This is a genomic window from Plectonema cf. radiosum LEGE 06105 (assembly GCF_015207665.1).
Classification (GTDB): domain Bacteria; phylum Cyanobacteriota; class Cyanobacteriia; order Cyanobacteriales; family Nostocaceae; genus Rivularia; species Rivularia radiosa_A.
This window is the reverse complement of record NZ_JADEWL010000077.1, coordinates 18055-32330: the sequence shown is the minus strand read 5'-3', so window position 1 is coordinate 32330 and position 14276 is coordinate 18055. Positions and strand designations below refer to the sequence as shown.

Here is a 14276-nt window from a genome sequence, read left to right as displayed (position 1 = left end):
AATTAACTGTCAACTGTCCACTGTCAACTGTCCACTATCAACCATCAACTAACCACCATCAACGATTAATACATATGAGATTCGATTTGACTTAACGGAACGAAACACTCTTGTGGTAAAAGTACTGGTTGGAGAGTAAAAATTACCTTTCCTCGATGATTTCCGCGATTAATCGCGACTCCTGAAGCTTGTCCTGCCATTTCCGGATGCACCTCGCAGTAAGTGTAATATATTTGACCCGCAGACCGGATGAGAGAAGAGTCAATCAACGGAGATTGTGTCACGGGGTTCGTAAAATTTTGCTGCCCTTGTCGTAATGCGTACACGAATTACTTTTGTTATTTGGCTAGGTTTTCAATTAAGTTTATCCGAAAGTTTTAACAATGGAAGTTAAAATCTTTCGTGAGAATTAGAAAAGTAATTTAAAACTATTATTTATAATTATTTCTCTAAAGTTTGAATCATTGCTTCACCCATAGCTCGGCAACCCACTTGATTCATTCCTGCGGACATTATATCCCCAGTACGAAAACCATTTTGTAAAACTTGCAACACAGCTTGTTCTATGTGGTTGGCTGCATCGGCTTGATTTAAACCATAACGTAGCATCATGGCTGCGCTGAGAATTTGTGCTAAGGGATTGGCTTTATCTTCTCCTGCGATATCAGGAGCTGAACCATGGACTGGTTCAAATACTCCGGGGGAGGATGCGCCTAGACTAGCAGATGGTAGCATACCAATACTGCCGGTAAGCATGGCTGCTGCATCGGAAAGAATATCGCCGAATAAATTTCCGGTGACGATAGTATCAAACTGTTTGGGAGCGCGAACCAACTGCATAGCAGCATTATCTACATAAAGATGAGATAATTCTACATCGGGGTATTCTTCAGCCAGTTGAGTCATAGTCGTGCGCCACAGTTGAGATACTTCCAAAACATTGGCTTTATCTACAGAACAAAGTTTACCTCCTCGTTTGCGGGCTGTTTCAAAAGCAACTCTACCAATGCGTTCAATTTCCGCCTCAGTATACACCATTGTATTTATTCCCCGCTTTTCGCCGGTTTCCGTATCAAAAATGCCTTTGGGTTTACCAAAGTAAATTCCACCAGTCAGTTCCCGCACCACCATAATATCAACACCTTCAACAACTTCTTTTTTAAGAGTTGAAGCGTCAATTAATTGAGGAATGATTTTCGCTGGGCGCAAATTAGCAAATAATTCTAAACCAGCCCGTAATCCCAACAAACCAGCTTCGGGACGCTTATCAGATGGTAATTCATCCCATTTATAACCACCGATCGCAGCGAGTAAAACAGCATCGCTATCGCGACAAGTTTTTAATGTAGTTTCTGGAAGAGGTTCACCTGTGCGATCGATCGCAGCACCACCAATTAAGGCTTCTTGAAATTCAAACCGGATGTCAAATTTCTTTCCTACGACTTTGAGTACATCTACCGCTACTGCCATGATTTCAGGTCCGATACCATCACCGGGAAGTAGGGTAATGCGGTAGTTTTGGGTCATAGTAGTTTTAAAGGATTCTTAAAAATAGGGCTGATTACATATCATACCGGGCAAGGGTACTTATTTGTAGAGTGGTATCAACCTTTATTTTTGGTCAAAGGTTAAAATAAACGCCGAGAAGTCGGGTTTTTTACGATGATTTTCTTGGGTAACAGATATTTCAAATAAAAACCCGACTTCTTTCCCCGCACAAAATTAGAAGTCAGGTTTTTAGTTAAATTATTTCAATGCCTTATTTACCAATTCCGCAATCTGAGAAGGACGTTCTGCTACAGGTATTTTCGCTTGTTTAAAGGCTGTTAATTTACTTTTTGCAGAACCAAATTCCGGATCGCGTCCGATGACTGCTGCTAATGTCCCCGTTTGTCGCCAATGTTTTGCAGGTGGTGCGTGTAATCCGGCAATATAAGCTATAACTGGTTTATCTATCATTTCAGATATGTAAGCTGCTGCGGCTTCTTCACGTCCTCCACCAGGTTGACCTACTAAAACAATTACTTGAGTATTTTCATCTTCATCCAAAATTTGCAACCACTGGATAAACGAAGAACCCACAACCCCATCACTGCCGATACTCACACTAATTGACTGTCCCAATCCTACCTGTGTCAATTCCCAGGCAATTTCATAGGTTAAAGTGGTGCTACGACTAACTATTCCCACTTCTCCGGGAATGTAAAATTCGCTGGGGTGAGTCCCCAATAAAATCTTTCCCGGTACAATAATTCCAGGGCTATTTGGTCCGACAATTATGGTTTCCTCTGTTTCAGCACGACGAAATAAATTCACCATGTCTAACGGAGGTACTCCAGGAGAAATGATAATAATTTGATTGATACCACAAGCCATGGCTTCTAATGCTGCATCTAAAACTTGATAAGGATGTACGCAGATAATTGTGGTATCGATATCCCCAAATTTATCTACCACTTGCTCAACTAAATCAAATACGGGTAAATCACACAGTTTACTTCCACCGCATCCCGGATTCACCCCGGCCACTAAATTTGTTCCGTAAGCTTTCATTTGAGCAATATGGCTCGCTGAAATAAACTCGCTAAATCCCTGGATGATTACTTTACTCTCTGGCGTTAAATTCATAAAAAAACATAATAGTTGAAGGAGAACTTAGCCGTTAAAGTCACTAAGAAACAGTATTACCACGATATGTAAAAGGCTTCACGTTTAGCCTATCGCGAATCAGATAAACCAAAAATAATTTAGAACCTTGTAAAAAAAAAGATTCTAGATTAAGATAAGGTTATTGAAAGGTTAATGTTTAATTTCATCTGGATAGCAACTCGGAAAGCAGAGGAACACAATCGTTGTAGTAGGTGCTGTGGAAACTGTCTGTATCTAGTTTTTTAATCGCTGATTTTTTACCACCTAAAAATATTTATTAGACATCTCCGGAAATCAAATATGCATCATCCAGAAACCTTGTAGAGACGCGAACCCTTGCGTCTCTACATTCTTTTTCGGAGATGTCTATTGATAAATAGCCACTAAATGTAGCCCACCCTTAAGGTAGGCTTAGTTTGTATAACCCCGCTAAGGACGATTAAGAATTGGTATCAGAACATATGGTACTCCTATTTGAATTTTGTATAAAAGACTCAGTATATTTTCTTTTCCCTAATGCCTACCCCCTAGTCCCTAACCGCTAGGAGTTATATGGCTGCGCCACCATAGCCGAACAACACAAATTAAACCGGATTCCTATAGATTTAAAAGTTACTTTTTAGCGCTAATTTTTGATAATTTAACTGCTTGAGCTACCGCATTATCTAAACTTTCTACTAGCAATATCGGACTTTCTCCTTCGATGGTTAAATTTGATAAATATTTTTTAGCTATATCCAAATCGGAGCCAGCTAAACGAATAATCAAATTAGGAAGAGAACAACCTTCCCGAAAACCTTTATTACCATTCGTACTATTCGTACCATTGGTAATAAACCCTTGGGGACTAAATTGATTGGGTTGCTTGTGAATAAAATTGGCAATTAACTCCGCGACTTCTGTTGCTTGAGGAATACTACCTAAAAAGTTAATCAGTATTACTTGAATACTTTTATCAGCAGCTAAGATTTGCAATGCTTGTTGCAAACGGCTGTTAAAAGTTGTTGGTATAGTGTCAGTCAGAAATGCGTGTCGCAAATTTAGACATACTCCAGGTTTACCACCATTGCTGACAACTAAATCTAAAGTTGCCATCACCGAACCAGCACCGTTTCCTAAAATACCAATCTTACCGCGCATTTGGGTTCCATCCCAATTACCAATTTTGCCATTAGTCTGTTTTGAGATGTCACGACTAGCCAATTTTCGAGCCATCACAGCAATATCTGGATGACGACGGATAGCTCTTTCATTTATGCTGACGTTGCCATTCAAAGCCACTACTTGTCCGGAAGAATCTACACCTAGAGGGTTAATTTCTACCAAATCCAGGTCTTTTTCTATAAACAATTGGTACATTTTTTCGATGACGTTGCTTACCGACTGCATCAGCGTTCCTTGTAAGCCCATTTTTAAAGCTAATCTACGAGCATAAAACGGAGAAAATCGCTCTTCGACTACAACGTGCTGCATTTTCTCTCCCGCTTCATCCCAATCTATATCCGCTTCATTACAGCCCAATAGTATCGGACGACATACAGCAGTATCTAAAACAATCGCTAAATAAAACTCTTGTTCAATGTTATATTTCGTTTCCGCTAATAAAACTTCGGGTAATTCGCCATAAATCGATAAATTAAAAATGTTTTGCGCGGCTGCGATCGCATCGATTGTAGTTTCTACAAACCTGATTCCACCAGCTTTTGCGCGTCCTCCAGCATAAATTTGAGATTTCAAAACTATTGGATAATTAATTTGTAAACGTTTAAGATCGGTAGGATGGTCAATTGTTTGGGAAGGTAATACGGGAATACCTATTTTTCCAAACCATTCTTTTACTTGATATTCCAATAATTCCATTGACGCACACCTTTCTATTACAACTTGTGGAGGTTTACTACGGTGCTGTCTAAAACATACAGCATACACCCTAACAATCTGTTTTTAATTTCAAGCCGTAAAAAACAAGCTGTTAAAAACCAGTTATCTTTCTATTATTAATTTTATCCAATAGTGTAGTTAGGGTAAATTAAAAATTGATTTTCACAACTATTACTTTATAGGAAGTAATACATAATATCAGTAAAAATGCTTACATTTTTTTCGGAAGTCGCAATTTAATTGGTAGATAGCTATACATCCCACCAATTAGGGCGTTGAGTAATTTTTCATCAAAAGTAATATTAAATATTATCGGTAGAAAAATGTATCTGCCTGGAGACTTATTTATTAATTTTTAAAACAATTTCTGCCAAAATTCAAAACGTCAAAATATTGCAAATTCTTATTATTCCCGCCCTTTGTGCGAAAATTTATCATATCGATAAAAATATTTTATAAAGTAATTAGGTTGAGGGAGAAAGGCAGATAATTACGTATTTACTCTGCAATCAAAATAAATGGAGTTATCCTTGAGATGATTTAGAAATAAGAGCTTAGTTGATAGTTAAGCTTTTTGTAAAAACTCGTCTATTGTGTTACAAAATGAACGTTCGGATTTGATATAGCGACTAGTTCGTCAAAAGTTAATCCTACTTGCTTGAACAAACTTTAATTTCTGATAAACGGAACAGGGCTTTATGACAGTAGCGACTCAGCAGGACAATTTACAATTATTAGCAAGCAATTTAGAGGAATACTTACGTGCAGACGTTCGATCTGGAGAATTCTTTGGGGTTAAGTGTGCTGTAAAAAATCACCAGTTGATGATTTTAACTGAGCATCCCCAAGGTGTGGCAGTCGATACCCAACATATTTTTACAGTTCTTCAAGAAGCGTTGCAAAATAATTCCCGCGAGTACCCACAAGAAAAAATAGAGATTTTTTTGCGAGTAGTCGGAGTCAAGCTTCCTTATGCTAAACGTTCCTTAACTATAGAAAAACAATACATTAATACTAATAAAAAGCCAGAACTTTCTGATGTTGAGAATTCTTCAGCCTTGATCTATTCACCAATTAAGGAAGATGAGTCTAATAATTATCTTGACAAAATACCTGTATCAACAAAGTCGCCGGTACTCCGCCGATTCTCGGCGAGCAGTAAGGCGAGCGGCGTTCCCCGGTTAGAATCAAACTTGGTCGGTTTTAACCCCAAATTAATATTGCTTACGGTAATTGGGGTAATAGTTTCCGCAACTTTAGCAGGTGCCTACATTGCAACTCGTCCTTGTTTGATAACCAAGTGTAATCAACTCAAAACCGCAGAGTATTTGAATAATTCTTATGGAGAACTGATCGGTAAAATCAACTCCGAACAAGATTTAGCTAGATTACAGCGCAAAATAGATTTTACCACAACAAGTCTAGGCAAAATTCCCGGCTTCTCTCCTTATTCTCAACAATCGCAACAGCTAGCGCTCAGTTTGTCCGAGAAATCACAACAAATACAACAGGTATTTACAGCAACTCAAGCAGCACAAATCGCCACTCAGAAAAGTCAAGTACCCGTCTCAAGTTTATCAGAATTACAAGATAGAAAAAGATTATGGCGGCAAGCGATCGCACCAATAGAGGCAATTAGTCGCAATGACGCGCTGTATGAATTTGTACAAGCAAAAGCAGTAAGCTATCGCGATAATTTGCAAGCAGTTAACCAACAGTTACTAGCAGAAGATAAGTGGTTGAAAAAAATTACTGCCGCCAAAGCTGTATCTATAGTTGCCGAAAAACGAGAAACAACCGCCAAAACCACTTCAGAATGGCAACAAGTTGAATCTACTTGGCAAGTTGTAATTAATGCATTAGCTGTGATTCCTTTGGGAAGTTCGGCATATTCAGATGCACAAAAACTGATATTCGAGTATAAACCCCGATTATTAGCAGTAAAAAACCGCAATACAAATGAATTAATGGCAGCCAAAGCTTATAAACAAGCACTCAACGCTGTTAATCTTGCCAAAAGTTACGAAGAGCAAAACCAGTGGAATGCAGCAGTAGCGCAGTGGCAAACGGCTTTGAGTTCTGCAAAACAAGTTTCCAGCAACAGTCCATATAATACCGAAGCCCAAAAATTAATTGAACCTGCATCTGTTTCTCTCGAACAAGCGCAAGAAAAGCTAAATGTTTACAGTCGTATACAAAAAACCCGTTCCGATTTAGATCGAACCTGTTCCGGTGAAGTTCGTGTTTGTACTTACATCATGAATAACCAAGGAATTACCGTGCGGATAGCTCCCGATTACGAGCAAAGCCTCCAAGACAGCTTGATGGAAGCCAGCGCTCAAGGAGACCCAGAAATTATTGCAGGTGTCAACCAGCACTTACAGACATTGCAGCAAGCCTTAGAAGCAATTAGTGATAATGCTGACGTACCCCTGATTGTTTATGATGCTCAAGGTAATGTAATTTATGAACGTAAGCTTAATTAATAATTGGTAATTGGTAATTGGTAATTGGTAATTGGTGATGGGTAATTGGTGATGGGTAATAGGTAATGGGTGATGGGTAATTGGTGATGGGTAATGGGTAATGGGTGATGGGTAATTATTGCCAAGCCAACTTTATGACAAGTGTTTAACCGGACATGATATTACCCAATCTCTTAACACAAGGTGAATTCGATGAATTTTTCAGCTTGAAACTATTATCCTGGTTGCTTGGAGCCAGCGCTCACTTTGATTTAATAATCCAACTTTGGTAAGAGTCAGAGCTACTTCTTTAAGATGATGATAAAACTTTCGATTTACCTTTAAAATTATCTTGAAATATAGTCAAATTTTAAGCTGATTTTTTCAGTATAAATTATTGCGTAAATCTTCAATTAAAATATAACAAAAGTGAAAGAATATTCACCATCAAAGGATGAAAAATTAAATAATTCCCATCATTCCCATTCTGATGAATCTCATTTTACTCAAACAGCAGTACGCGAGTTACCACCTGAAGAACATCCAGATGAACACAAGCCTGACAAGCCTTCAAAAAAAGAGAAAGATCACAAAATTAAAGCAGGCTTTAAAAAGTATTGGTGGTTATTAGCTTTGTTAGGTGCCTTAGCTGGGGGTGTAGCAATAGTACGTCCCTGGGAAAGTACTCCTGAAGAAACTCCTACTACTCAGACTGCACCCCTTTCCGTGAGAACGATCAAAGCGCAACGAGAAGCAATCCGCTCTTGGGTATCGAGTGAGGGTAGAGTCAGAGCCGCAAAATACAAGCATCTAACCTTTGAAGTAGAAGGAGACGTAACTTATTTAGCTCGTCGCAACGGCAGAAGACTGCGAGAAGGAGATACAGTCAAACAAGGAGAACTACTTGCACGGGTTGACGATCGCGAACTTGTAGCTGATGTTCGACAAGCCGAAGCTGCTATAGCTGAAGCCCGTAAACAAAGAGCGGCATCCGCTGCACAGGTTGCTCAAGCCCAATCTCAAGTATCTCAAGCGCGTTCGCAAGTATCCCAAGCGCAATCGCAAGTTCAAAATGCGCGATCGCAAGTCCAAAAAGCGCAAACGGCTCGCAATCTAGCAGCTACCAATCTCGAACGCTATCGCTTGCTGATTAACTCAGGAGCCATTGCTCGTCAGGAATTCGACACCAGACAAAACGCCCTCCGCGATGCCGAAGCTGATGTAAGAGCGGCTCAATCTCAAGTAAACTCAGCCGAATCTCAAGTACAATCAGCGCGATCGCAAGTAGAGTCAGCACAAGCCGGAGTTACAGCCGCTCAACAACAACTCGAAGCCACATCAAGTAGTATTACCACAGCCGAAGCCCGACTAACTCAAGCACAAGTTGCTTTAGAAGGAGCCAGCATTTATGCTCCCTTTGACGGTGTTGTTGCTTACCTTAATTACACCGAAGGGGAATATTTCACACCTCAAGCAGTAAGCTCCCAACTTGGTGGAGATTACCAGGGAATTTTGGAAAGAATACCGATGGTAATTATCGATCCCAGCCAGTATGAGGTAATTGTAGATTTGGCTGGACCTACCGGCGAGCAAGTTGAACCCAATCAAACAGCATATGTTGCTTCTGAAACAAATATTAAAAATAATAACGGTGGAAATACCACCAACGATAGTTTAATTGCTAACGCTCGTGCCAGCGGTGAAGTCTTTGCGGTTAACCCCGCCATTAGTCCCGGAGGACGGGCAATTGAAGCCAGAATTCGTCTAAATCCGGCAACTACCAAAAATATCAGACATGGTGAACGAGTCTTAACATGGATTGCAGTAGAAGAAGAACCAAACGCCATAGTTGTTCCTATTAATACAGTAGTTTACCGCGACCAAACTCCCTATGTATTCGTAGTTAACGAGAAAGAGGTAGTAGAACAGCGAAAAGTAGAACTAGGAATTAGAGGCATTACCCAACAGCAGATTATTAGTGGAGTCAAAGCTGGAGAATCCGTCATCACCCAAGGACAAAATCGCCTTGTTGATGGCGCACCTGTAACAGTTATCAATGAACAGTGAACAATTATCAGTTACTAAAAAACTCTGCGTGACTCTGCGCTTACCTTTGCGTTCCTCTGTCTTGAAAAGTTGTTCATGGGGGAAACCCCCAAGACCACACTTTATGTCCTAGCGGACACGCTGAGCCGCACGCTCCGCGTGAACGCTAACGCTGCGTTAAAAAAATAGATTACTCCGATGCGATTAGAAAACAAAGACACACACTCCTCACAAAACCAAAAAGAAATTCCTAATGTCCGCAAACCTTCACGATTAGAACGTTTCTTTTTCTTAAACACTATTTTCGCTATTCTTTTAAGCTTATTGATGGTGATTGGCGGAGTATTGGGCTACTTTTCCATGACCAAACAATCCCAACCGGATATTGATATTGCAGTTGCAACTATTACTACTACCTGGGCTGGTGCTGACCCCCAAACTATTGAGCAGCAAATCACTGACGAAATCGAAACTGAAATTACTTCGGTGGAAAATATTAGCCAGATTCAAAGTGCTTCTTATACAGGTTTCTCGGTAATCAATGTCGAGTTTACCAGTGATGCCAATACAGAAGAAGCAATTCAAGAGTTACGACAAGCGGTTTCTCAAGCAGAACCGGAATTACCTAGAGATGCTGATGAGCCTGTAGTACAGCAAGTTTCGCTTAATGATGCTCCTATTATTACCTTAGCGCTGTACGGTAATATCGACGCAACAGTAATTTCTCAAGCTGCTGAAGAAATCCAAGACCGTTTGGAACAGGTGGGTGGAGTCAGTGAAGTAAATCTTGGTGGTGCTAGGGAAGAAGTTGTCAGCGTGCAAATGAATCCCTTTCGTTTAGCTGCGTTGGGTATTTCACCGACTACGGTAGCCAATCAAATTCGCGCTGCTAACCGAGATGTTCCTCTCAACGAAATCGAAAGCGATGTTATTGGTTCACAAGTAAGATTCTACGGTCGCTTTCGTACAGTTGAGGATTTACAACAATTGCCGATTGCACGTCTATCTGGACGGGTTGTCCGCTTAAATGAAGTTGCTTCTGTAAGTCGGGAACTCGAACAAGAAAACACCCGCGCTTTTATTAGTACCGGAGGGGAAGAATATCAGCCTGTTGTCAGTATTGGGGTGGTAAAAGTACCGGGTCAAGATTCTATTGAGGTAATTAATCGCGTCCTGGAAACAATGGACGAAATTAAGCAAAATGCTAACGTTTGGCCTTTTGGTTTGGAATACCGGATTATTGCCGATGAATCGGAAATTATTTGGGAGCAGTTGGGTAATTTGTTCGTAAATGCTTTGCAGGCTATGGCTGCGGTATTTGTCATCTTATTTATTGCTCTTTCCTGGCGCGAAGCTTTGATAGCCGGACTTTCGATTCCGCTGACGTTTTTAGGAGCATTAGCGGTTCTGTGGCTGATGGGTCAAACTCTCAACAACATGGTGCTAATTGGCATGGTGTTGGCTTTGGGAATTTTGGTGGATGTGTTCATCTTGATGATGGAAGGAATGCATGAAGCGATTTTTGTCAAGGGTTTGAGCTTCGATCAAGCAGCATTGCAAACAGTGAAAACTTATGCAGGACCAGCTTTTGCGGGGCAGTTGACAACAATTTTAGCTTTGACACCGTTGATGGCGATTAGCGGTACCTTGGGTAAATTTATCGAGTTGCTACCCATTGCCGCAATTATTTGTTTAGTGTTGAGTTTTGCGATCGCCATTCTCGTAGATATTCCCCTATCTCGCTATTTGTTAGCCAATGTCAAAGGTGGTGAAAAAAAATCTCGTATTGACCGACTCAGCGAACGTGCATCCGAACGCTGGGTACGCTGGAGTCTTAACTACACCGTAAAAAATAAAGCTACAGCCCGTGCTTGGGCATTAGGAACAATCGCTTTATTTGCCTGTGCTGTATACGCTTTTACTCAAATTCCCGTAGAATTTTTTCCCCAATCCGATCAGCGCAACTTCAGCGTCAACGTAGAATTACCTCCGACTACAACTCTGAATGTTACCCAAGAATTTGCCGATGATTTAGGAGAAATTTTACGCGAGAAAGATTACTTAGAAAGCGTCATTAAATACGTCGGTCAACGCAGTAATTTAGTATCATCCGGCGAACTAGAACCAAATGAAGGTAGCTATTTACTTGGTTTCTCTGGAGTTTTGCTTCCTGAAGACGAAAGAGAAAAAATTTCTTATGAATACTTAGATGATTTGCGTGAAGAATTAAAAGCAGTAGTAGATAAATATCCAGGGGCATCAATGGTACTAAATGCCCAACAATCCGGGCAAAGCGGCGACCCGATTCAAATTGAAATTACTGGTACCGATTTAACTCGACTGCGCGAAATTTCTCAGCAAGTGCAGATGGAGTTACAGCAAATTCCCGGTGCTACTGATGTCCGGGATAGCTTGGGGACTTTGCAAGCAGATTTACGCTTGATACCCAAACGCGAGGAATTGAGTTTTTACGGGTTAACTGAAGAACAACTGACTACCCAAGCCCAGTATTATACCAGAGCCATCGACGTTGGTAATTTTGCTGTTGGTGGCAATCAAGAAGACTTAGAAATCCGTTTGAGTACGGCTTGGCCTTCTCGTAATGGTAGAGTTGGCGGACCCACTCGTAGAGATGAATTACTGGCAGTACGCTTTTTTACCGATAATCCCAACGAAGAATTAATCTCCGCAAGCGCCGTTGTTGAACCAGTACAAGCACAAGCTCCTCTTTCCATTGCCCGGAGAAATGCACGACGCACCGCGACGGTGTTAGCGAAGAATGGAAGCCGCACTGTAGGGGAAATTCTCGCAGATTTAGAACCGAAATTAGAAGAAATGAAAAAGTCCTGGCCTAGTGGCTATAGCTACAGCTTCGGGGGTGAGACAGCAGATCAAGCAGAAACCTTTGGTTCCGCAGGACAAGCACTCGGTTTAGCTGTTTTCTTAGTATTTGCCGTGTTAGTACTGCAACTCGGTTCCTTCCGACAGCCGTTTATCATCTTACTCGCGATTCCCTTCGCTTTGATTGGTACTTTCGGCGGATTTTACTTAGCGAAAATTCCTTTTTCTTTCTCAGCCTTTATCGGCATTATTGCCTTGGTGGGGATTGTAGTTAACGATGCCATTGTTATGGTTGATACCATGAACAGCTACCAGCAAGAAGGAATGAAAGTTAGATTAGCCGCCGCTAGAGGAGCCGCCGACCGCCTACGACCCGTTTTAACTACTAGTATCACTACAATCATTGGTTTAATTCCCCTAGCCTTGAGCGACCCAACTTGGATGCCCTTGTGTAGCGCAATTATCTTCGGTTTACTCGCCGCTACTTTGATTGCATTGGTTGTAGTGCCTTGTTTATATTTGATATTAACTCCGAAGACTGAGGTATCTTGATAAAAGTTATTTAGGAGATAAAAACATGATGTCTACTTCAGATAAAAAAAAGATTGTAATTGCTATTGCCGTCGGTCTGAATTTCGTTATTGGTATAGGAATTGGCGTATATCTTTACGATGTTACAAATGAATCTAATCTAAACCAAAGCGATCGCACAAGCTTTGGTCGTTTTCATATTTGACGTTTCAAAAGCAGCCACTAATGCTGAAGTATCAAATATAACCTTCACAATCCGCAATTAAGCTGTTGATTCGTTCGGAGCGCATTTGTTCGACAGAAGTTTCTAAATTACTAATGGGAGTAGATTGAACAACTAAAGTTGTTCCAACTTGGTATACCAAAGGTTCGGCATTAAGTAAATTTTCGATCGCAGCTTGCAAAAAAGCCTCCGTTGTCATACCTTGCGCTGCTGCTTGAGCTATCAAACGCGCTTCAATTTCTGGAGTTAATTCAAGCGTAATTGCCATAGAATCATCCAATCTCTTTTTGTAATTAGATTATAGCTACTCCCTTCCCGGCTTTTATATTACCGAGAAAAAAACCGATACTTGACGCAGAGAACACAGAGGAAAGAAGTAAAGACAGTAGGTTGGGTTACGGCTTAAAAATTTTTAATCATAACGAAATAATTATGCGGATGCCGTAGCCCAACAATCAATTAGAACGCCAAACTAATCAATTAAAAATCTTTGAATTGTTGTCACGTACAAGTCAAAAGTAAACATTGTTAAGCCTGATTATTAAGAATTATTCAATATCCGTATTTTTCTCCTAAGCTGTGATAGGTCGTTAGCCGTGAGCGCACCGTGTTACTAATTAATTGCACTTTTATGTATATATATTTAAAAAAATATAAATTATATTACTAAGTATATTTCTTCGGCAATATACGACTGCATCGGCTGTTCACTTCTTATAGTCCAGATAACAGCATTGTATCCAGTCAATTTCATTGTTCTGATAACTGTAATATATATAACCTGAATTATTAACAAATATAACTTATGCGTAATTTTGGTTAGTTACTCCAGACAAACAATACATAACCCAAAATTCAAAGGTAATTTTTCTCATGTTTAACAAAATGCGTGCTATGACATTCGCTACCTTAGTATTAGCTACTGCTTCATCAGCTTTTACTATCCTTCCCCTAGCTGCCAACGCCCAACTTAACTCTAATGCACCACAAAAAGTTTCTCAAGCTCGTGGTCAAAATCTGCCAAACTTACAACTATCTCAACAGCAAATCAACGCAATCAATGTAATTCGCTCCAAAACTCGCACCCAGATTCAAAACGTTTTGACAGCCCAGCAACGCCAAAAAATCCAAGATGATTTGCAAGTGGGTAACAATCCTCAACAAGTTTTTGCATCTATTCTGTTTACCCAGCAACAGCAGAATCAATTGCGGACTATTATGCTATATTCGCAAAAACAAATGGAAAGTGTCTTAACTCCTGCACAGAAGAGAACATTATTACAATGGCGTGCTAATCAAAGTAATGAAAATCCGACTGCTAATGGTTCAAATCCAATAAGTCAGTTCAATCACGATATGGAAATGTTAAGAAGGTTTAGCGATACGGTAGGTTATGGTATGGATTATAATCCCTAAGTTGTTAATCTGGCTTACCCATTAACTTAGATAATAATGTAGAGACGTAGCATTGCTATGTTTCCAGCAATATCTAATTCAAACGAAATTTTTCAATAATCCAAAAATAATCCTAACTCCTCAATAAAAACGCCCCCAGACTGTAAGCCTGGGGGTATTTTTAGCAACTTGATTAAGTCAAGCTATAAATTTATTTCAAAGAGTGTATTGTACTTATAAAATTG

Annotated in this window: 10 protein-coding genes; 5 read left to right on the top strand and 5 right to left on the bottom strand. The window is 40.1% G+C overall.

The window, feature by feature from the left end; all coding sequences use genetic code 11:
* Positions 1-65: 65 nt before the first annotated feature.
* The 4 genes from IQ247_RS20195 to IQ247_RS20180 form a co-directional block, all read right to left on the bottom strand.
* Positions 66-326 (bottom strand): hypothetical protein, encoded by a 261-nt coding sequence (locus IQ247_RS20195; RefSeq protein ID WP_193922907.1) that lies wholly within the window; start codon positions 324-326, stop codon positions 66-68.
* 115 nt (positions 327-441) lie between these two features.
* Entirely contained in the window at positions 442-1527 is a 1086-nt protein-coding gene (gene leuB / locus IQ247_RS20190) for a 3-isopropylmalate dehydrogenase (protein WP_193922906.1), read from the bottom strand.
* A 219-nt stretch (positions 1528-1746) separates the two neighbouring features.
* Complete coding sequence (locus IQ247_RS20185; protein WP_193922905.1) at positions 1747-2628, bottom strand: succinate--CoA ligase subunit alpha; 882 nt, start codon at positions 2626-2628, stop codon at positions 1747-1749.
* A 633-nt stretch (positions 2629-3261) separates the two neighbouring features.
* Complete coding sequence (locus IQ247_RS20180; RefSeq protein WP_193922904.1) at positions 3262-4509, bottom strand: succinate--CoA ligase subunit beta; 1248 nt, start codon at positions 4507-4509, stop codon at positions 3262-3264.
* Positions 4510-5228: 719 nt separating this feature from the next.
* Here IQ247_RS20180 and IQ247_RS20175 point away from each other — a divergent pair.
* The 4 genes from IQ247_RS20175 to IQ247_RS20160 all read left to right on the top strand — a co-directional run bounded on the left by IQ247_RS20175 (position 5229) and on the right by IQ247_RS20160 (position 12618).
* Positions 5229-7016, top strand: coding sequence for an AAA family ATPase (locus IQ247_RS20175; protein WP_193922903.1), 1788 nt, complete (start codon positions 5229-5231; stop codon positions 7014-7016).
* A gap of 408 nt (positions 7017-7424) precedes the next feature.
* Positions 7425-9062, top strand: a complete 1638-nt coding sequence (locus IQ247_RS20170) for a permuted SH3 domain-containing protein (RefSeq protein ID WP_322745538.1) — start codon at positions 7425-7427, stop codon at positions 9060-9062.
* Positions 9063-9239: 177 nt separating this feature from the next.
* The gene (locus IQ247_RS20165; protein ID WP_193922902.1) at positions 9240-12434 is read left to right on the top strand and encodes an efflux RND transporter permease subunit; all 3195 of its coding nucleotides are present in this window, start codon (positions 9240-9242) and stop codon (positions 12432-12434) included.
* Positions 12435-12459: 25 nt separating this feature from the next.
* A complete protein-coding gene (locus IQ247_RS20160; RefSeq protein ID WP_193922901.1) occupies positions 12460-12618 on the top strand; it encodes a hypothetical protein in 159 nt (52 codons plus the stop codon).
* 31 nt (positions 12619-12649) lie between these two features.
* On the opposite strand, the gene IQ247_RS20155 is transcribed toward IQ247_RS20160, so the two are convergent.
* Positions 12650-12904, bottom strand: a complete 255-nt coding sequence (locus IQ247_RS20155; protein ID WP_193922900.1) for a CopG family transcriptional regulator — start codon at positions 12902-12904, stop codon at positions 12650-12652.
* Positions 12905-13509: 605 nt separating this feature from the next.
* Here IQ247_RS20155 and IQ247_RS20150 point away from each other — a divergent pair.
* Positions 13510-14052 (top strand): hypothetical protein, encoded by a 543-nt coding sequence (locus IQ247_RS20150; RefSeq protein ID WP_193922899.1) that lies wholly within the window; start codon positions 13510-13512, stop codon positions 14050-14052.
* Positions 14053-14276: the final 224 nt, after the last annotated feature.